The organism is Kothea flammea (assembly GCF_052161645.1).
Taxonomy (GTDB): domain Bacteria; phylum Planctomycetota; class Planctomycetia; order Pirellulales; family Pirellulaceae; genus Laterigemmans.
Map to the genome: position 1 here is coordinate 5,218,845 of NZ_CP197414.1, position 18,307 is coordinate 5,237,151.

Here is an 18,307-nt window from a genome sequence, read left to right on the forward strand (position 1 = left end):
AGCTGGCGCTCAGCGGCTGATAAAATGCTCAGGCCTAGTAGCGATAGTGCTCAGGCTTGTAAGGACCAGCCTTGGGAATACCGCTGTACTCGACTTGCTCCTCGGTCAGTTCGGTCAGCTTGACGCCCAACTTGCCAAGGTGCAAGCGAGCGACTTCTTCGTCCAGACGCTTGGGCAAGACGTGAATGTCGAGCGAGTACTCATCGGCTCGGCTCCACAACTCAATCTGTGCCAAGACTTGGTTGGTGAACGAGGTGCTCATCACGAAGCTGGGGTGACCGGTTGCACAGCCCAAGTTGACCAAACGGCCTTGAGCCAACAACAGAATCGAGTGACCGTCGGCGAAGGTATAACGATCGACCGCACCGATGTCGGCGGGCTTGATGCGTTGCTTGGTCACGCGCCCAGCGGCTACTTCGGCTTCCAACCAAGCGACGTCGATCTCATGATCAAAGTGACCAATGTTACAAACGATCGCATCGTTGGACATTTTCTCCATGTGCTTGCCGAGCACGATATCCTTGTTACCAGTGGCGGTGACAAAGATGTGACCTTGCTCACAAGCCTCTTCCATGGTGGTCACTTCGTAACCTTCCATGGCAGCTTGCAGAGCGTTGATCGGATCGATCTCGGTGACCAACACACGGCAACCGTATCGCGACAGCGAGTGGGCACAACCCTTGCCTACGTCACCGTAACCGCAGACCACGGCAACCTTACCAGCCAACATGATGTCGGTGGCTCGTTTGACGCCGTCGGCCAGCGACTCACGGCAACCATACAAGTTGTCAAACTTGCTCTTGGTCGCCGAGTCATTGACGTTGATGGCGGGAACACGCAGCTTGCCCTCTCGCTTCAAAACTTCCAAGCGGTGAATACCGGCGGTCGTCTCTTCGCTCAACCCGCGGACTTCGGTCAACAGCTCTGGGAAGCGATCGTGCACCATGGCGGTCAAGTCACCACCATCGTCCAAGATCATGTTCAGAGGCTTGCCTGAAGGGAATTGCAACGTCTGCTCGATGCACCAATCGAACTCTTCTTCCGACATGCCCTTCCAGGCGTAGACTGGAATTCCAGCAGCGGCGATCGCGGCGGCAGCTTGGTCTTGGGTGCTGAAAATGTTACAGCTGCTCCAAGTAACTTCCGCGCCGAGCTCCACTAACGTCTCGATCAGTACGGCGGTCTGGATGGTCATGTGCAGACAGCCGGCAATCCGAGCACCGGCGAGCGGCTTCGATTTGCCATACTTCTCACGCAACGCCATCAACCCAGGCATCTCGTTCTCAGCCAACATAATCTCGTTGCGACCGTCAGCCGCCAACTCGATATTCTTGACCTTGTACGGAACTCTGGTCGTTTCGACCTGTGACACTATAGACTCTCCTAAATAATTGTATGCGTTTCGCAATGGTGTATGAACGTGTAGCTCCCGGCCCCGAAAATCAGGCCCGACAGCAGCACCATCAAAACACTGGTACCCTTGAATTCGGAGCGCGCCACGAAGACCGCGACTGCAGCCGGCCACTCCGATGGGTTAACCGCGAAAACTCAATCTGCATGACATCTTAGCAGCAAAAGCCCAAATGAAAATGGCAAGCACGCCAACTGCTGCGACGCCCGGTCACGATGCCGCCAGAATTCACGGCTAAATTCCCGGTTGATCATCGCCTTCCCGGGGGCAACGCCGAAACTGCCCCGCGGGCTGCTTGACAGAATAAATGAATCCGCTCCGACGATTTTTCTCCCCTGCTAATTTCCACGCCGCTGGCCACATCGACCGTCCGCAGTCGGCTGAGACCAATCGCCTCCGCGACGTTCTCCGGGGTCAGCCCGCCCGCCAAGGCGATCGCGCCACCAGGTAATCGCGAGCTGGCGACCCACGCACCCAGCGATCGCCAGTCTAGTTTTTGGCCCTGTCCGCCGAAGTGCGCACCCACCTCCGCGTCCAGCAACACGTGGCAGCCCAAATCCAACCAAGGCCCCAACAACGGATCAAGATCCGCGCTGCCAAGTGGACCGGGGGGCAAACGAACCGCGCGAAGTACGCAAAATTCGGCGGCCAACAGCTCCGCTGCAAACTGCGGAGTTTCATCGCCGTGTAATTGCAGCCAGCGGATCCCCACCTGCTCGGCGGTCGCGATGAGCTGCCGACGCGTCTGATTGACAAACAATCCGATCGGCAGCACGCCACCGGCGATCGCCGCGGCGGCCAACATCGCCGCCTCTTCCGGGGGCAAGTACCGAGGGCTCGGGGGGTGGAAGTTGAGCCCGACCGCGTCTCCGCCAGCGGCCTGAACCGCAGCCAGATCCTCAGCGGTGCGAACTCCGCAAATCTTAACGGTGAAAGGTAAACGAGCGTGCATGCGACGGGTTTGATAGTTACGTGCGATCAGCAGCCGGTAAGAAACCTTCTTTTTTGGCTGGTCCGAAGATTCCGGTTATGTCGATTCTAGTAATTGATTAATAGGGGGCTGCGATTTCTTGCCTCCGCCGAGCTTTACCCATTGCCAAGCTAAATGGATGAAACGGACGCGATGCACGACTCGACCAGAAAACTAGTTGCCGGCTGGAACATGCTATCCACCGAACGTCGCCGCCCGTTTATCTTCGCGCTACTGTGTGGATTGTTAGCCGCAAGAGTATTGCCAGGTCCGGGGGTGGCTCAAGTTTTCCTCCGGCAAGCCGGCAGCGGAGAGGAAAGTCAACAATTTACCTTGGCCGCCAACGATCCACGGCTGCCGCAGATTTTGGCTGGCATCGAAGCAGCTGGCGTTCCCCAATACCAACTGCGACCGGCTGCATTTTACACGGCCCAGTGGGAAGCCGAAGTCGCCGACTTTTACGCTGCGCAGGCGGTCGAGCCCCAACCGACTTTTGCCTCGGCAACGCGGACAACTCAAGTCACGCAAGCTTCGTTTGAACTGCCTGGATTGGCCGCCAGCGGAAACGCGGGGCAGCCAGCAATGGAGCTCGACGAACGTGATGCCGAGTCACGAGCTCGCTGGGTCAACTACTGGTCGGACCGTAAATTGGCGGCCCAGCAGCAGGCCGAGCAGTTGGAAGCATCGCCAACAGTACCAGCGATCTTCGCACAACTGCGAGTTGGCCCCACGCAATCGCAGCCACGCGCCACCTGGGTGGTGATGTTCATTTGCTGCTTGGCCGGCTTGGGCTATTTGGCAGCGGAGCGACTCCTACCCCAAGAACGAGCTCGACTGGTGATGCGAAGTCAGCATCAAGTCGTCGTGCCGCGGCAATGGATTGGCAAACGGTGGCCGATCGTCGATTGGCGACAAGTAAGTCGCCCGCAGTGGACTGAGCTGACAATGGCCGCGGCCACAATCGGGTTGTTGATCTTTTAGCGTTTCCCGCAAGGCAACCCGGTTCCCAGCAACGCCGCGATGGATTTGCAATTCTGGGATTGGTTTGGCGGAACGACTCATTCGGTTACAGAAAGTTGGTCGGATTTGCCGATTCAACGTTTCAATGGACTCAGTTGGCGATCGCCGAGTCCCTTGTGATCGTAATCTTTGCTCGTCAAACCGCCGCCAATCGATCAAAATCCCATGGACGCACCGAAATTGACTTTTCCAGAACACCCATTTCCGGCCGCAATCAACGCAGCGCGTTACTTGCCGATTGGTGCGATTGAGTCGGCACGAGCACGTTTGCAGGAAGCCATCGACCATCGCGAGTGTCCGGCAATGTTGGTGGGACCTCCGGGCACCGGCAAGAGTCTAGTCTGTCAGCTGCTGGCGGAGGCGTACCAGAACGAGTTCGATGTGGTGCTGTTGTCAGAGACGCGGCTTTGCACACGCCGGGCACTGCTGCAACATTTGCTGCACCATCTCGGCCTGCCCTACGCCGATCGCAGCGAGGGAGAACTGCGACTGGCACTCATCGATCGAGCGACTCAGACTGGACCGGAAAGCAAAGCCGGCCTGCTGATCATCGTCGACGAAGCTCAGGGGCTGCCGGGCCGTTTGCTCGAAGAACTGCGGATGATCTCGGGGATCGTGCGGGGCGGCAAGTCGCGTGTGCAATGGGTGTTGGTCGGCGCTTCGTCGCTCGACGAACGATTGGCGCAACCACGGATGGAGCCGCTGGCCCAGCGAATTGGGACACGTTGTTACCTGCATCCGCTGAGCCAAGGCGAGACGTACCAATACGTTCGCGAATCGCTCCGCCGCGTCGGCCTCGATCCCAGCCAACTGATCGATGACCACGCTTTGCAAAGTGTTTACTTCGCGTCCGATGGCATCCCCAGGTTGATTAACCAGACGATGAGCCGCGCGGTGTCGCTGGCCGAGTCGGCAGGCCTAAAGACCATCAGTTCCCAAGTGGTCGAACAGGCCTGGGCTGAATTGCAGCAGCTGCCCGGCCCCGGTTTGGGATTGCCGGAAGAGTTTCGCGGCAACAGCTGGGACAGTGCCCGTGATCAAGCCGCCTTGCCCCACGACGAGGAAGATAGTGACCAGCCAGCCACGATTGAGTTCGTGTATGGGGAACCCGAACCCGCGGAGCTGCTCCACGATCTTCCTACCGTTCTACCCAACGACCTGCTCGGCGATTTGTCCGATCAGGTATTCGACGGGCTGTCCACTGACAATTCGCTATCCAGTTACGACGCGGTATCCAGTGAAGGCGAGTACGACGAACCCGAATCATACTCGGAAACAAGGCCGTTCTCGATCGTGCGAGCGAACAACGAGTCCGTCGACTCCACCGTTACGCCACGCCATAATCCTTTGGCTGAGACCACCGATTACGATCCCGAGACGCTGGAATTCAATTGGTCCGCCGAGCCAGTCGCGGCTGAGCCAGTCGCGGCTGAGCCAGTCGCGGCTGAGCCAGTCGCGGCTGAGCCTGCCGCCGCCGAGCCTGTCGCCGCAACGCCGGTTGCAGCGGAGCCGGTTGCAGCGGAGCCGGTCGTAATCGAGCCGGTAACAGTGCAGCCCGTTGCATTGGATCCCACTCCGCTCGGGCAACAAGTCAATTCAACTGCGTTTCACGATGACGCCGACTTGGTCTCGTTGTTTGGCGACGACTTTGATGACGAGCAGATTATTCCGGTCGTTGTCGCAGACCGCCCAGCCGCCTTTGGTGTTTCACGCGAATTGGGGCCATTGGAATTGATTGAAACCTTCGGACCTACCGCGGGATTGGACGTCCCCAACGAGATGTTTGCTCAGGATCCGGCCGCCGACGAATTGGCCGTGCACCAAGAAGTCGTCGCAATCAACCAAGAAGTTGCCGAGGGGGCACTCGATTTCCATCAGTTCATGGTCGCCAATGAGTCCCCGCAAGCGGACCCGGTCGCCGGCTGGGAAGCGACGGCCGAAACCGCTGCTCCGCAGTTCTCCTCCGAAGCCAACGAGGCGTTCAACGCGGATGATTTCCAGCCCCGCATTGTGGAAGTTCCGCCCAGCGAACTTTCCCTCGACACGCCGCTCGGAATCGCAGCCGACGAAGGCGAAGCAGGTTGCGGGACGAGTGGTGGCGACATCACAGTGCTGGATGACAGCGATCTGCTGGTGATCGAGGACGATTTGTCGCTCGACGATCAACCCGAATCGCTGGCTCCGCGAGGACCGCGCGACCTGGAGCCAGTCGACGGGGAGCATGATGCTCAGTCGATTCTGACTCGCTTGCGAAAGGGCTAGGGATGGATATCATCGCCACGTCACCGCTCGGCGGACTTGCCCAGCGGATTGTCCACACCTTCGATCAGTTGGGGCAAACTCCCGTGTTGGAGGTCGCCCCGGGGTTGATACTGCGGGACGCTTTTCATCTGCAGCTACTGTCAGCTGTGGCCCAGCAAGCTGGTCGGCCATTGCGTGTCGAGGTGCTGGCGGGCGATTACGGCTGGTGGCAAAACTGGCGGTTGTCGCGTGACTTAAAACGCTGGCAGGGGTTGGCCGTGGCGGCCAACGAGCTCGCGGGAATCGACATCACGGTCGAGCGGAGAATGGTGTTGTCACGACCTGCCGGCAAGAACCGTCCTTTGGTATTGGCGATCGCCGGCCAAGAGGACTCTTTCCCCAGCTGGGCTCAGCCGCTAAGGTTGACCACCGCGCCGACGCATCTGGATGACATCCAGCTGTTGGCAGCCGTTTAATTCAACAGCCAGTTTGCTTCAGGTGCTATGCGGCCCACACCGGACACTCACCAATTAACGTCGCTTCCCGTGGCCGCGGCAGAGCGCGTGCTGGTCGCCCTCTGCACATTTAACGAACGTCAGAATTTGCCCACGATGCTGGAGCGGATTCACGCGGCCCTGCCCACGGCCGATATCTTGGTAGTCGACGATGACTCCCCCGATGGAACGGGCGAATGGGCCGCTTCCCAGGCTGCTCACCTACCCCATCTTCACGTGCTGGTACGTAAACAATCCCGCGGTCTCGGCGGTGCAGTTAGAGCGGCAATCGAGTTGGCTGTCGGCGAGCAATACGACTGGCTGCTGAATTTAGACGCCGATCACAGCCATGACCCGGCGGATTTACCAGTCCTGCTGGCGACCGCTCGCCAAGCCCGACCACCTCGCGATTGCGTGGTCGGCACCCGCTACGGGCAAGGAGGCTCGATCGACGGCTGGACTTGGCGACGACGCGTGATGAGCCGCCTGGTGAATCGATTCGCGACTGGTATTCTCAGGTTGCCAGTCAGCGACTGCAGCGGCTCGCTAAGATGTTACCGAGTGGCCGCCTTAGCCGAACTCGACTTAGCCAGCCTGCGGAGCAATGGCTACGCGATTTTCGAGGAACTACTCGTCCGCTTGCGGCGCCGCGACGCGCACTTCGCCGAGGTGCCGATAACGTTCCACGAGCGACGCGCCGGCAGCAGTAAATTGACGTTGCGGGAAGCGGTCAAGGCGGCCAGCCAAATCATTCGCTTGGCCGGCCAATAACGTACATCTGTCCATTTCCTGGCTGCTGCCCGCCAGTTGTCAGCGGCGCGTCGGTGATCGAATGCCGGGCGGTCGCTATCCAATCGGCCACCTCCACCGCCGTTGGTAGCTGCCTGGCCACAGCCCCGGCAACTAGCGATTGGCCCGCCGACGAAATGGCAAATCGTTGCATGTCGGCCAGCAGCTGTTCGCCATCAGCTCGTTGCAGATCGGCCAGACGACGACGGTGAACGGCAACCAGCAGTTGGGCATCGAGCCAGCTAAGCTGCGGAATCGCCCGCTGCAGCTTCCCGGCAGCCTGCCAACGGGCCAAGGTTTTCCCAGCCGCGGGGGGAAGTTTCCCGGTGGCGACTAATTGCCGAGGCCGGCAAGTCTGTAAATCGTCGAGGGTGACAATCCCCAGTCGTCGCAATTGGCGACGTTGAGCAGGGGTGCCCAATCTGACCGCAGCCAGCGTGGGAGTTGCGGACTGGGTTGCGGACTTAACGCTTGCGAAAACAGGTTGGGAAATCGAGGGAGGAGCGATCGGCTGTGAGGGGACGAACTTTTCAGTCGTATTTTCGGCGGAGAAAAAGCCACGAATCCATGTGAGCATTGCTGGTCTCCCCAATAAGCGATGGCCGACTCGACTAGCTGGAGAACTCCCGCTTGGCAGGAGCACTGAAGCAGAGAATCACAGCCCAGATACCGAACGGCATGAGGATACAAAGATTGAGCGGCGGGATACAACCGAGAATCGCCACGGCCCGCGCTTGGGCAAGCGAGGTCCGCTGGATCAGGGCTAAGCCTCCGACGGCATATACCACACCGATTGGCAACGTAATCACAAATCCCAACACGGCTCTCAGGATCAACTGGTTGAGAATCGGTTCGGGCGCTTCGTTGACAAAGGCGAGCACCAAGTTGACAACCGCCAAGACCACACCCAGCAGGAACAACGCAGCAGTCAGCAAGAAAATCACCCCCAGCACAATGTACTGCCAAGTCCGTGAGGCGGTATTGCCGGCAGCTCCGACATAGCCACCCGCGGCGGCCCCGCCGCTGGCGTAGGGATTGAACGATTGAGCTCCCCGGTTCGGCTGCGCGGAAGCGGCGCCGCCCGCGGATCCATAGTTCGCGGTTGAATAGCCGGCCGCTGGAAAACCTCCCCCACCTCCACCGGCTGGCGGTAAAGCATCGAACGGCGAACTGCTGGCGGCCGGAGTTGACCACGCGGTTGCTGCTGATGCTGGCCGCTTGACCGGAGCCTGCCACTGAGCCGCGGAGGCGGGTTGCGGAGCGGTATTGCCTGGTGCTGGGGCACTGGCTGGGGCTGCGCCGGGCACCTGGACCGCCGATTGGCAGTGCGGGCATTGGACTCGCGTGCCCGCTTGAGCTCGCATGATCTGCCGACACTGCGGGCAGCGAACTTGCTTCAGCAATGACTCCTGAACCGCACCGGCCGCCTGGGGAGCGATGTTTCTGCTGGCGCTGGTGGAAGGGGTTTTGCGAGAGTTGGGGCTTTCCGCGGGCGACTGTGCTGGCCGCGGTGCCGCTGCGGCTGCTTTCTGCGCGCTGCGGGGCTGGGGAACCGCGATCACTTTGGAGCACTTAGGGCACTGGGTCCGTTGCCCCGCGGCCTGATCGTCCACTTGCATCAATGCTTGGCAATCGGGACAACGAAAGCGGATCGACATCTTGGTTGGCCTAAATCAGTGCGACACTTGAGCGAAACGTCGGGGTGGATGGAAACGTCATTCTAGTTAGCGATTTCGTGCCGGCGAATAGCAAGAGAGAGAGTTTTGCGGCTTTGTGCGAGTGGAACGGATAGTCGTGTATACTAAGAGACCTGCAGCCGTTTCGCGAGCTTTGACAAGTTGGCGGACATCGCTGTGAGTCACTCCCGCCGAATTCTTTCCCTGACGATTTCCCATCATGCGCGTTGGCTTGTTTGTCCCCTGTTACGTAGACCAATTCTATCCCGATGTGGCAATTAGTACAGTCGAGGTGCTGGAACGCTGCGGGGTCGAAGTTGATTTTCCGGCGACGCAGACATGCTGTGGCCAGCCGATGGCCAACACGGGGTGCACGGAGCAAAGTAAGCCCTTAGCGTGGCGGGCTGCTGAGATCTTTCGCGAATATGACCACGTGGTTTGCCCCTCCGGATCCTGCACTAGCATGGTACGGAATCACTACAAGGAGTACTTTGCGGACCGAAATGACTATGGACTGCAAAGCAAAACTTATGAACTGTGCGAATTTTTGCACGATATTTTGCAAGTCGAATCGTTGGGCACAAGGTTCCCACATCGCGTTGGCTTGCACCAAAGTTGCCACGGCTTGCGAGAATTGCGATTGGGCTGGTCGAGCGAAACGATGACGGCCGTTGATGACAAGGTCAGCCGGTTGCTGCGGCGAGTTGAAGGAGTTGAGTTGGTGACCCTCAAGCGAGCCGACGAGTGCTGTGGTTTTGGCGGCACTTTCGCGGTTCAAGAGGCGGACTTGTCAGTTGCGATGGGGCGTGATCGCATTGAGGATCACTCGCAAGCGGGTGCCGAAGTCATTGTTGCCGGAGACATGTCTTGCCTGATGCACATGGAAGGTTTGCTGCGGCGGAACCGCAAACCGCTGGGTGTCATGCATGTTGCTCAGGTGTTTGCTGGGCGTCCACTCGAACGAGCAAAGTGATCTCATGAATGCGTTACCCATTGTGGAACATCCCCAAGCCGCTGCGGAATTCGTTGCCAATCGTGAACGCACAAAGTGGCACGACTCGGCACTCTGGTTCGTGCGAGAAAAACGTGATCGGGCCGCCAAGTCGGTGCCCGAATGGGAATTGCTGCGGGAATCGGCAGCCACCATCAAACGTCACACGATCGCCAAGCTGGCCGACTATTTGGAACAGTTCGAAGCGGCCGCCCAGGCTGCCGGGGCCCATGTCCACTGGGCCAATGATGCCGACGAACACAACCGTATCGTGCTGGATATTTTGCAACAGCACGGCGTCAAGCGAGTCGTCAAAAGCAAATCGATGCTGACCGAAGAGTGCCATCTGAATCCCTTCTTGGAGCGTAATGGCATGGAGTTGATCGACACCGATTTGGGTGAGCGAATTGTGCAGCTCCGAGAGGAAACTCCCAGCCACATCGTGCTGCCAGCCATTCACATCAAGAAGGAAGAGGTGGGGGCCACGTTTCACCAGCACTTGGGGACTCGCGAAGGCGCATCCGATCCCCAGTATTTGACCGAAGCGGCGCGGGGGCATCTGCGAGACAAATTCTTGGCGGCCGACGCGGGCATTACCGGCGTGAATTTCGGAATCGCCGAGACGGGCGGTTTCGTGGTTTGCACCAACGAAGGCAATGCCGACTTGGGAGCATCCCTGCCACCCCTGCACATCGCCTCGATGGGGATCGAGAAAATGATTCCCCGCGCCAAAGATTTAGCCGTCTATTTGAGATTGCTAGCACGCAGCGCGACCGGCCAACCAATCACAACTTACTCTTCTCACTTTCACGGTCCCCGGCGGGACGAAGCTGGGAACGTGACGGGGGAATTACACATTGTCTTGGTCGACAACGGGCGGACGCGAATTCGTGACAACGAGGAGTTTCGTTCGGCGCTGAGCTGCATTCGCTGCGGCGCCTGCATGAACACTTGCCCCGTTTACCGGCGTAGCGGTGGGCACAGTTATGGCAGCGTGGTTCCCGGCCCGATCGGCTCGGTCTTGTCTCCCACCGTTGACGCGAAACGTCACAAAAGTCTCCCCAGCGCGTGCTCGTTGTGCGGTAGCTGCACCGATGTCTGCCCGGTCAAAATCCCGCTCCATCACCAATTGCTCGCCTGGCGGAAAGAGCTGGCTGGCCTTCATTTGGTCAGCCCTGCCAAGCGTTTCGCCATGCGGGCCGCTTCCCTGCTGATGCGCTCGCCACGGCTATTTGGGGCGGCGGGTCGCGCCGGCAGAATGGCTCTGCGGCTTTCGCCACGCATCTTCGTGTATCACCGCTTTAACATCTGGGGACGTGAACGCGAATTGCCGGAACCGCCGAAAGAGAGTTTCCGAGAGTGGTGGGCGAAGCGCGAGAGCACAACGAGCAATGGAGCAGCCAGCAATAAAGCAACGGGCGATAAAGCAATGGGTAATGACTTGGCAGCGCGGGAAGCGACGGGTCCCGTAGTGATGGGAGGAACACGTGATGAGTGAAAAAGCGAGCGGCAATGGTGTTGCGGCGGGCGCGGAGGTGGGAAGCGATGGTCGCACCGCGATCCTCGATCGGTTGCGGACGCAGCGGATTGAGGCACCGGAATTACCCGAATTATCAGCCGAGCAACTGATTCAGTACGACGACTTAGTGGCCCAGTTCACGCAAGCGGCAACGGGAGTGGGGGCAGCGGTGCACCGCGTTGCGAGCGGCGAGCAGATTCAGCAAGTTCTGCACGGTTTGCCGCTGTTCACCGAGGCTCGCCGGGTGGCTTCGCTGGCACCGGAATACATCTCGGGAAACACCGATTTACGGATGTACGACGATCCGCATTATCTCAAGGGGCTTGAGTGGTTGATTGCTAAGGGACAGTTTGGCGTGGCCGAGAACGGAGCAATCTGGATGGAGATGTCCCAAGTGACCCACCGGGCTTGTTTTTTTATCACACAATTTTTGGTGATTATCCTCCCTGCCGATCAGCTCGTGCCGCAAATGCACGCGGCTTACGATCGCTTGGGCCTTACCGTTTCGCAACCGTTCGGCCTATTTTTGTCCGGCCCCAGCAAAACCGCCGACATCGAGCAATCGCTCGTGCTAGGAGCTCACGGCTGCCGCACGTTGACAATTTTTCTCGTTTGATTTTCTCTCATCTGATTTTCCAGCAGGACTTCCCCAGCTCGGCAATTAGGCTGGCTGGCCGATCACGACTTGAGTGACGGTTGGGAATCCGTTTCGGAGCCGTTGTCAGGGTCTTCGCTGACACTTTCGACTTGGTCAAAATTCGTGTCCCCGATTGGTTGACGATCGGCGAAGTCCGCACCGATGGGGTGCCAAAAGCTGACTTTTTCATCAGCCGGCACCCAACAGAGGCGGACATCTTGCGAGCCGATGCGGGCGGGAAAGTCGAGTGCTCCTTGATCGAGAGCATGGACCAACACTCCGAGGCTTGACAATTCGGCTTCGATTTCTCGCATTCGCTCGCGATCGGCCAGCAACGAAGATTGCATTGCCTCCAATTCCTCGACGTGTGCCGGGGAGCCGGTTAGCCCGTGATTGGCTTCTGAGAGTTGATCGATTCGCTCTCCGCGGACGACGACTTCGAATCGCAAGCCGACGAGATCGGCCGCAATACGACGTACGAGAGGCAACGTGCGGTTAGCAGATTCCGGAGTGAAGTATCGCATCGACAGTTCATGCAGGAGAGTGATAAAGCAACGAAAGGGGTGAGAGGAACAGAGGCGGAAAACAACGGGTAGAACGTGGTTGGGCCGGCGAACAGACCAAATGCTGCTGCCACGGCAGCGAGCTGGCCTCCGGCGTCTCTTCAGTTTAGACCAGTGACTAGACTGAGGAAATCACTTCGGGTTCCCAACGGACAAAGTCTGTACGGGACCGCGAGACAATTTGTGCGTCGGCCCGTGCCTGCGGCAGCCGAGAAATTGAGTCAGGAAAAGTTAGCGAGAGAACTGGGCGAATGGTCGCTGAATTCTTCCGCTGAATTCCTTTGGGCCCCAGCGACCAATTTGCGGCGGCATTCCGTGAGACGCAACCAATTTAATGATGAGGAGGGTTATTGGGAGGTTAGAGGCAAATAGAGTGCCCAAAAACAAGTGGACTTGCATAAATTTACTTGACGTTCTTGCACAGCGACGTAAAGTGTAATGCGTCTCGATAGGGAATCTATCGACATCGACGCAGGGTCGGCGAACCGGCCCGTCCGAATTAGCGACATGGGCGTGAGATTCTGAGCGAGAGTAAAGGCCGCTGACTGCGGAACATGACTCTTGGTTGCGCAAGTCTCCTGCTTGACGCGAATGATTCGGTGTAGCAGGAAATTATCGGTACGCCGGTCACAGAGGACTGAGCCATGTTAGTACTGTCCAGGAAAAAGAACGAAAGCATCGTCATCAACAATGACATTCGGATTGTCGTTGTCGAGATTCGTGGTGACAAGGTGCGTTTGGGTGTTGAAGCGCCCCGCGAAGTGCCGGTTCACCGTCGCGAAGTCTACGATGCGATTCAACGCAGCAAGGACGAAGTTGACGACACCGCCAACGAATCGCTCTGATCGAATGTTGGCACGGTTCCGGTGATTGCTGGAAGTTCGCCGCCGGCAGTCTGGTCGTGCTATCCTGGTTGAGCATCTCTGCGCCGCTGGTCTTTTCTGATTGGTGGTCCGCAATCTAGTTATTTCGCCGATTAGGGTTGCACCTATAGGCGGCATGCCGGAGAAAAATCGGCGTTTTTGAGGGGCTTTTTTTGGCAAAAAAGCAGAGTCTGAAAAAAACTATGCGAGGATTGCCGGCAGCACTTGACGATACCCACGTTACGCTGGTAAACCTATTGCAGCAGCAAAGACGGCCCCTTCGTCTAGCGGTCTAGGACACCGCCCTTTCACGGCGGCGACACGGGTTCGATTCCCGTAGGGGTCATTGTATTGACGAAAGCCTCGTGGGGTGATTCGCTTCAACAAGAAGCGATGCCCCACGAGGCTTTTTTCGTAGCTTGGTCGGTTGACAAATGATCTCGCAGCCCTTAGATTTCGGCCCGCATGCGGGTCGAGGTCTAGACGCGCCCGCATGATCCATCGTGTGATAGGTCGGTACGGCCGACCGCGTATTTTTGCGTCTGCCATTACGGATGCGAGCCCGTCGGGCATGACAGTTGATCTCGAAGCCATTGCCCGCCGCCAGCGGTGCGAAACGTCAGCGTTACGAGTTGCTCTTCCATTGCTGGAGCAGGGGTATGACCCTCCGTTCCTAGCTCAGTATCGTCGTGATGAAATTGGCGACATACCGGAACGTGCGCTCTGGGAGCTTGTCTCCGCGTTACGAACTGAAAAACAACTCGAACAGCGTCGAGCGGAGTTGCGTCAGAAGTATTCTGAAGGCAACCTCGATGATGATGCGTTGTTAGCGTCGATCGCCGAGGCTCAAACGCCTCGTCAACTCGATCGGATTGCGCGACGGATTCGTAACGAATCGGGCAACACCCACCCGGCCAGCAGACTGGCGGTGCGACTCCTTAATCCCAAACCGGGTGATCCCTCCGATCTCTCTCGCCTTGGCGAAATGGTAGTCGGCGCGGAGCACGCTGATGCTGCCATCAATGGCTTGGAAGGGGTTTTGGGGCAATACCTTGCTGCCGATTCGCGAATCCTCAAGGCGGCCACGCTGTGGATGGACAAACAGGTCCAGTTGCATATCCTCGAAGTGCATGATCCGCATGAGGGGAACCAACAAGCGCCCGGCGATAACGATGACGCCGATGATGCAATCGACTCAGAAAATGGCGGCAACCGTGCCCCCGCCTCGGCAAAACATCCTCAAGAAACCGAGGAACAACCGGCAGCCGCAGAGAAACCTGGAGTCGCTGACGCGACCGCTGGAGTTTCCGAATCGCCGTCTGCCGAATCGTCTGCCGAAACGGCACCGCCCGAGGCCACTGCGGTAACAGAGACCGAGACTGCTGCAGCGCCCGAGCCAGAAACTGCCGCTCAGCCAGAAACTGCCGCTCAGCCAGAAACTGCCGCTCAGCCAGAAACTGCCGCTCAGCCAGAAACTGCCGCTCAGCCAGAAACTGCCGCTCAGCCAGAAACTGCCGCTCAGCCAGAAACTGCCGCTCAGCCAGAAACTGCTGCTCAGCCAGAAACTGCCGCTCAGCCAGAAACTGCTGCTCAGCCGGAAACTGCCGCTCAGCCAGAAACTACCGCTCAGCCAGAAACTGCCGCTCAGCCAGAAACTGCCGCTCAGCCGGAAACTGCCGCTCAGCCAGAAACTGCTGCTCAAAACGACGAAACCACCGCAGCCACTCCCGAAGCTGGTGCTGATCTGCTCGCCGATTTCTCCAGTCCGACCGAAGCGGGTGCGAGCAAAACTGCTGTTAAAACGCTCGGCAAGAAATCGTCGAACAAAGAGAAACAAGCTGCCAAAGCGAAAGAGACGCGGAAGAAGATTTCTCCCCGTCAGCGACGTCGCAAATGGTTGGTCAGCGTGCTGCAACCGCTCAAAGGCAAGTCGCTATCGAAATCCCGTTTGACGGCTTTTCAAGTGGTCATGCTGGGTCGAGCGTTGCGAAGTCAAGTTGTGCAGTGCTCCTTTAAGTACAACGCCACTGAATTTGTTCGCCATTTAGCGAAAGTTGCCGAAGGCCTCAACGAACAGGCTTCCAACGAGCTGTCCGAGATGGTGATTAGCAATGAAGCTGCCATCCGCGAGGCGCTCGAGGCCGCTTGGTGGGATGATCTGATTGACCGCGCTGCACGGCGGCTGATTTCGGTTGCCACCGATTCGCTGCGTCGGCAGATGCATCGCGAGCCGATTGCCGCCAAGAACGTGTTGGCGATCGATGCCGTTGGTCCTCGCACAGCCGCCCTAGCGGTTGTCGGAGTCGATGGTGCTGTGCTGCACACCGAGGATGTTGCTTGTCAATTAACCAAAGCGGTCCGCCAGCAATTGGTGGCTCGGCTCGGTGAGTTGGTGCACACTTATCACGTCGATCTGATCGTGCTCTCCAACGGCCCCGCCCGCCGCAGTTGCCTAGTCGCCCTCTCGGAACTGCTGGCGCAATCTGCCGGTGGCAGCCTCCGCTGGACGCTGGCCGAACGAGCGGGTGCCGAGATTTACGCTGGCGGCCCCGAAGGGAACCGCGAACTGCGGTCGGTGCCTCGTCGTTTCCGCGCCGCAGTGTGGCTCGCGCAATTGGTCCGTACCCCAGCCCGCGCACTGGCTAAAGTGGATGTCGGTCGCTTGCGATTGGGTAGTTACCAGCGTGAATTGGCGGAACGCCAACTCGCCTGTGCTCTCGAAGATGTCGTCACCAGCGGTGTCAGCCAAATCAGCGTCGATGTGAATTCAGCCGACCGCGGTTGGTTGGCTTCGCTGCCGGGAGTGACCGATGGCGTAGCCGAATCGATCGATCGCGCTCGACGCAGCCAGTTAATTCGCTCGCGAAACGAATTGCTCTCCTTTGATGCTTGGCCCGACCTCGTTTCACAACGACAAGCGGCCGGCTTCCTCCGCGTGTTCGGTGGCGAACAACCACTCGATGCGACCGCAATTCATCCCGATGATTACCCGCTGGCGGAGAAATTAATGGGTAGGCTGGAAATACCAGCTCCCCCCGCGGCGCCTCCCGGCTACGTTCCGCCCGATTACTCGGTAGAAAACGTGCCATCGTTGACTCCCGATCCGATCGCCAACTCCGCGACCTTCACGGAAGTCAAGATCGCGGCCGTGGATCCCGATGCGCCCTTCGGTCTTGATTCGAGCCCCGCTGCTGAAACCTCGACAGACGCCGAAACCTCAACCGCTGCCGAGGCGGAAGCGACCGCCAGCTCTGAAGCGGTTCCGGCCGCCGAGAATACCGAAACGAGTTCCGAGCAGGCAACGGCTTCCGAAGCTACTGAGCAGTCCGAAGCTACTGAGCAGTCTGAAGCGACCGAGCAGGCGGATGTCACCGCTGTTGCTGAGCAGCCCAGTGAAAATGCGACGGACGAAACTGCCACCAGCGAGGCTGAATCCAACCAGGTTGACGGTGCTCAGTCGCAACTGGTCGCCACAGATTCGGCGCCCCCCGTGGAACCCTATTTGCACCCGCTGCCCGAACGCGATCAAGTCGCTCGGCTAGTAAAAGAGTGGCAGATTGGCGATCACCGCGTGCGTCAGATTGTGCGTTCGCTGTGTCAACCATTCAGCGACGCTGGATTTGATTATCACGCCCCGGCGGCTTCGATGTCGGCTGTTCCCAAGCTGAGCGAATTGAAGCCAGGGGATTTGGTTTCCGGCGTCGTTGTCGGTGTGGCCGGTTTTGGGGTCTTCGTGGAACTTGGTCCCGAGTGCAGCGGCTTGATTCACGTCAGCCGGTTGTCTGAGGACTTCGTCGAGGATCTCAACGAGTTTGTACAAATTGGTGATGTTTTGACCGCTTGGGTCGTCGAAATCGATAACAAACGTCGACGAGTTTCGCTTTCGGGGATCTCTCCGGAGCGGCACGCTCAATTGCGTGAACAGCGAAACCAACGTGGTGGCGGAGCAGCACGCGGTGGCCGCGGCGGTCAAGCTCGCGGAGGCGAAGCGACTTCCGGCCAGAAACAACCAGCAGCAGCTCGCGCCGCGACAGGCGGCCGCGGTGCACCAGCCGGCGGAGGTTCACGACCAGCCGGTGGCGGACGTGGCGGAGCCGCCGGTGGACGATCGACGGAGGGTGGGCGTTCGCACGACAGCGGACGCGCCAATGCAAGTGGGCGCGGTGGCGGCGGCGGTGGCAAACCCGCTGGTGGTGGCCGCGGCCGACAAGGTGGCCGCAGGGACCAAGCCAGTTCCCGAGGACCAACCACTTACACGACCGTCTCTCGTTCCGATGCTCCCGTTGCCCCAATTACCGAGGCCAAACGAGCCGGCGAAGAACCCCTACGTTCCTTCAGTGAATTGCTCCAGTTCATGAAGTCACCGAAGGAAGAAGCCGCCAAGGATCAAGAACAGCCCGAGCAAAAGCAATCCGAGACCAGCCACGAGGCCGTTAGCAGCGGTGAGGAAACTTCCACCGCACAGCCTCCCGCCTCGGCGGCGACGGAACGAGTTGCACAAGTCGATTCCCCCGCGGTCGCCTCGAGTTCCCCAGCGGAACAACCGGCCGCTGGCGGCGAAGCGGAGAAGAAGCAACCCGAGCCCTCCGGAGAGCCGGATCAATCTTCATGAGTGACGACTTTCAGAATCGCTTGGAATCGGCTATCGCCCGCGGCAAAAATCGCAAGGTTTCCCAACAGAACGCCGAGCGGCAAGAGTCGCTCAACGAAGAAGAAGCCAAACGGTTGCACACTTCCTACCGGCTATCACTTTCCGAGCGGATTTCTCAGCAGTTAGACCAACTGTTGAACCACTTTCCCGGCTTTCGCAAAGAGACGCTCTTCGGCGAAGCCGGTTGGGGCGCTGGTTGCTACCGTGACGATATTAATATCTCCGGGGGCAAACGTTCCAATCGCTACAGCCGCTTGGAAATCACGGTCCGACCACTCAACGAATATCGAGTTTTGGACCTCCGCGCCAAAGGTACCGTGGCCAACAAAGAAGTGTTCAATCGCAACTTCTACGAGCCGTTGGAACAAGCCGATGAGCAAGCGTTCCAACAGTTGATTGATACCTGGGTGGTTGAGTACGCCGAACTTTATTCGGCCGCTCAATAAGCGGGGTTGCAAAGCCGTCGTCACTGGCAGCTAAAT

15 protein-coding genes and 1 tRNA gene are annotated in these 18,307 nt (G+C 58.7%); 11 read left to right on the forward strand and 5 right to left on the reverse strand.

Annotation, left to right across the window (positions count from 1 at the left end):
• Positions 1-34: 34 nt before the first annotated feature.
• Positions 35-1,372 carry an adenosylhomocysteinase gene (ahcY, locus tag SH139x_RS19485; RefSeq protein WP_488351437.1) on the reverse strand — a complete coding sequence of 446 codons (1,338 nt, stop codon included), beginning with the start codon at positions 1,370-1,372 and terminating at the stop codon, positions 35-37.
• Between the two features lie 289 nt (positions 1,373-1,661).
• Positions 1,662-2,363 (reverse strand): phosphoribosylanthranilate isomerase, encoded by a 702-nt coding sequence (locus tag SH139x_RS19490; protein WP_488351438.1) that lies wholly within the window; start codon positions 2,361-2,363, stop codon positions 1,662-1,664.
• 171 nt (positions 2,364-2,534) lie between these two features.
• Here SH139x_RS19490 and SH139x_RS19495 point away from each other — a divergent pair, with 171 nt between their 5' ends.
• The 4 genes from SH139x_RS19495 to SH139x_RS19510 all read left to right on the forward strand — a co-directional run bounded on the left by SH139x_RS19495 (position 2,535) and on the right by SH139x_RS19510 (position 6,907).
• A complete protein-coding gene (locus SH139x_RS19495) occupies positions 2,535-3,362 on the forward strand; it encodes a hypothetical protein (RefSeq protein WP_488351439.1) in 828 nt (275 codons plus the stop codon).
• Positions 3,363-3,566: 204 nt separating this feature from the next.
• Entirely contained in the window at positions 3,567-5,663 is a 2,097-nt protein-coding gene (locus SH139x_RS19500; RefSeq protein WP_488351440.1) for an ExeA family protein, read from the forward strand.
• Positions 5,664-5,665: 2 nt separating this feature from the next.
• Complete coding sequence (locus tag SH139x_RS19505) at positions 5,666-6,118, forward strand: hypothetical protein (RefSeq protein WP_488351441.1); 453 nt, start codon at positions 5,666-5,668, stop codon at positions 6,116-6,118.
• A gap of 27 nt (positions 6,119-6,145) precedes the next feature.
• On the forward strand, positions 6,146-6,907 hold the full coding sequence (locus SH139x_RS19510; protein ID WP_488351442.1) for a polyprenol monophosphomannose synthase: 762 nt from the start codon (positions 6,146-6,148) through the stop codon (positions 6,905-6,907).
• Here SH139x_RS19510 and SH139x_RS19515 read toward each other — a convergent pair.
• Complete coding sequence (locus SH139x_RS19515; RefSeq protein WP_488351443.1) at positions 6,885-7,502, reverse strand: DUF4332 domain-containing protein; 618 nt, start codon at positions 7,500-7,502, stop codon at positions 6,885-6,887. The two genes, SH139x_RS19510 and SH139x_RS19515, sit on opposite strands and share 23 nt — an antisense overlap.
• A 34-nt stretch (positions 7,503-7,536) precedes the next feature.
• Positions 7,537-8,583 (reverse strand): hypothetical protein, encoded by a 1,047-nt coding sequence (locus SH139x_RS19520; RefSeq protein ID WP_488351444.1) that lies wholly within the window; start codon positions 8,581-8,583, stop codon positions 7,537-7,539.
• 238 nt (positions 8,584-8,821) lie between these two features.
• Between SH139x_RS19520 and SH139x_RS19525 the strand changes: the two genes are divergently transcribed.
• The 3 genes from SH139x_RS19525 to SH139x_RS19535 are packed head-to-tail and all read left to right on the forward strand — an operon-like array spanning position 8,822 to position 11,727.
• Complete coding sequence (locus SH139x_RS19525) at positions 8,822-9,574, forward strand: (Fe-S)-binding protein (RefSeq protein ID WP_488351445.1); 753 nt, start codon at positions 8,822-8,824, stop codon at positions 9,572-9,574.
• 4 nt (positions 9,575-9,578) lie between these two features.
• Positions 9,579-11,090 carry a lactate utilization protein B gene (locus SH139x_RS19530; RefSeq protein WP_488351446.1) on the forward strand — a complete coding sequence of 504 codons (1,512 nt, stop codon included), beginning with the start codon at positions 9,579-9,581 and terminating at the stop codon, positions 11,088-11,090.
• Entirely contained in the window at positions 11,083-11,727 is a 645-nt protein-coding gene (locus SH139x_RS19535) for a LutC/YkgG family protein (protein ID WP_488351447.1), read from the forward strand. Before SH139x_RS19530 ends, SH139x_RS19535 begins: the two co-directional genes overlap by 8 nt.
• A gap of 62 nt (positions 11,728-11,789) precedes the next feature.
• Here SH139x_RS19535 and SH139x_RS19540 read toward each other — a convergent pair whose 3' ends face one another.
• A complete protein-coding gene (locus tag SH139x_RS19540; RefSeq protein WP_488351448.1) occupies positions 11,790-12,272 on the reverse strand; it encodes a DUF2203 family protein in 483 nt (160 codons plus the stop codon).
• A 683-nt stretch (positions 12,273-12,955) separates the two neighbouring features.
• Here SH139x_RS19540 and csrA point away from each other — a divergent pair.
• From csrA to SH139x_RS19560, 4 genes are all read left to right on the forward strand, one after another.
• A complete protein-coding gene (gene csrA, locus SH139x_RS19545; RefSeq protein WP_488351449.1) occupies positions 12,956-13,156 on the forward strand; it encodes a carbon storage regulator CsrA in 201 nt (66 codons plus the stop codon).
• A 291-nt stretch (positions 13,157-13,447) separates the two neighbouring features.
• Positions 13,448-13,520: transfer RNA gene (locus tag SH139x_RS19550), tRNA-Glu, on the forward strand.
• Between the two features lie 225 nt (positions 13,521-13,745).
• Complete coding sequence (locus tag SH139x_RS19555; RefSeq protein WP_488351450.1) at positions 13,746-17,786, forward strand: S1 RNA-binding domain-containing protein; 4,041 nt, start codon at positions 13,746-13,748, stop codon at positions 17,784-17,786.
• Entirely contained in the window at positions 17,783-18,271 is a 489-nt protein-coding gene (locus SH139x_RS19560) for a hypothetical protein (protein WP_488351451.1), read from the forward strand. The genes SH139x_RS19555 and SH139x_RS19560 overlap by 4 nt, the downstream gene beginning before the upstream one ends.
• Positions 18,272-18,307: the final 36 nt, after the last annotated feature.

What these genes read in the sequence shown, in the direction of transcription:
- SH139x_RS19525 (WP_488351445.1), top strand. Translation starts at nt 8,822, where the DNA reads ATGCGCGTTGGCTTGTTTGTCCCCTGTTACGTAGACCAATTCTATCCC.
- SH139x_RS19535 (WP_488351447.1), top strand. Translation starts at nt 11,083, where the DNA reads ATGAGTGAAAAAGCGAGCGGCAATGGTGTTGCGGCGGGCGCGGAGGTG.
- SH139x_RS19530 (WP_488351446.1), top strand. Translation starts at nt 9,579, where the DNA reads ATGAATGCGTTACCCATTGTGGAACATCCCCAAGCCGCTGCGGAATTC.
- SH139x_RS19520 (WP_488351444.1), bottom strand. Translation starts at nt 8,583, where the DNA reads ATGTCGATCCGCTTTCGTTGTCCCGATTGCCAAGCATTGATGCAAGTG.
- SH139x_RS19505 (WP_488351441.1), top strand. Translation starts at nt 5,666, where the DNA reads ATGGATATCATCGCCACGTCACCGCTCGGCGGACTTGCCCAGCGGATT.
- SH139x_RS19560 (WP_488351451.1), top strand. Translation starts at nt 17,783, where the DNA reads ATGAGTGACGACTTTCAGAATCGCTTGGAATCGGCTATCGCCCGCGGC.
- SH139x_RS19495 (WP_488351439.1), top strand. Translation starts at nt 2,535, where the DNA reads ATGCACGACTCGACCAGAAAACTAGTTGCCGGCTGGAACATGCTATCC.
- SH139x_RS19515 (WP_488351443.1), bottom strand. Translation starts at nt 7,502, where the DNA reads ATGCTCACATGGATTCGTGGCTTTTTCTCCGCCGAAAATACGACTGAA.
- SH139x_RS19555 (WP_488351450.1), top strand. Translation starts at nt 13,746, where the DNA reads ATGACAGTTGATCTCGAAGCCATTGCCCGCCGCCAGCGGTGCGAAACG.
- SH139x_RS19500 (WP_488351440.1), top strand. Translation starts at nt 3,567, where the DNA reads ATGGACGCACCGAAATTGACTTTTCCAGAACACCCATTTCCGGCCGCA.
- SH139x_RS19540 (WP_488351448.1), bottom strand. Translation starts at nt 12,272, where the DNA reads ATGCGATACTTCACTCCGGAATCTGCTAACCGCACGTTGCCTCTCGTA.
- SH139x_RS19510 (WP_488351442.1), top strand. Translation starts at nt 6,146, where the DNA reads ATGCGGCCCACACCGGACACTCACCAATTAACGTCGCTTCCCGTGGCC.
- csrA (WP_488351449.1), top strand. Translation starts at nt 12,956, where the DNA reads ATGTTAGTACTGTCCAGGAAAAAGAACGAAAGCATCGTCATCAACAAT.
- SH139x_RS19490 (WP_488351438.1), bottom strand. Translation starts at nt 2,363, where the DNA reads ATGCACGCTCGTTTACCTTTCACCGTTAAGATTTGCGGAGTTCGCACC.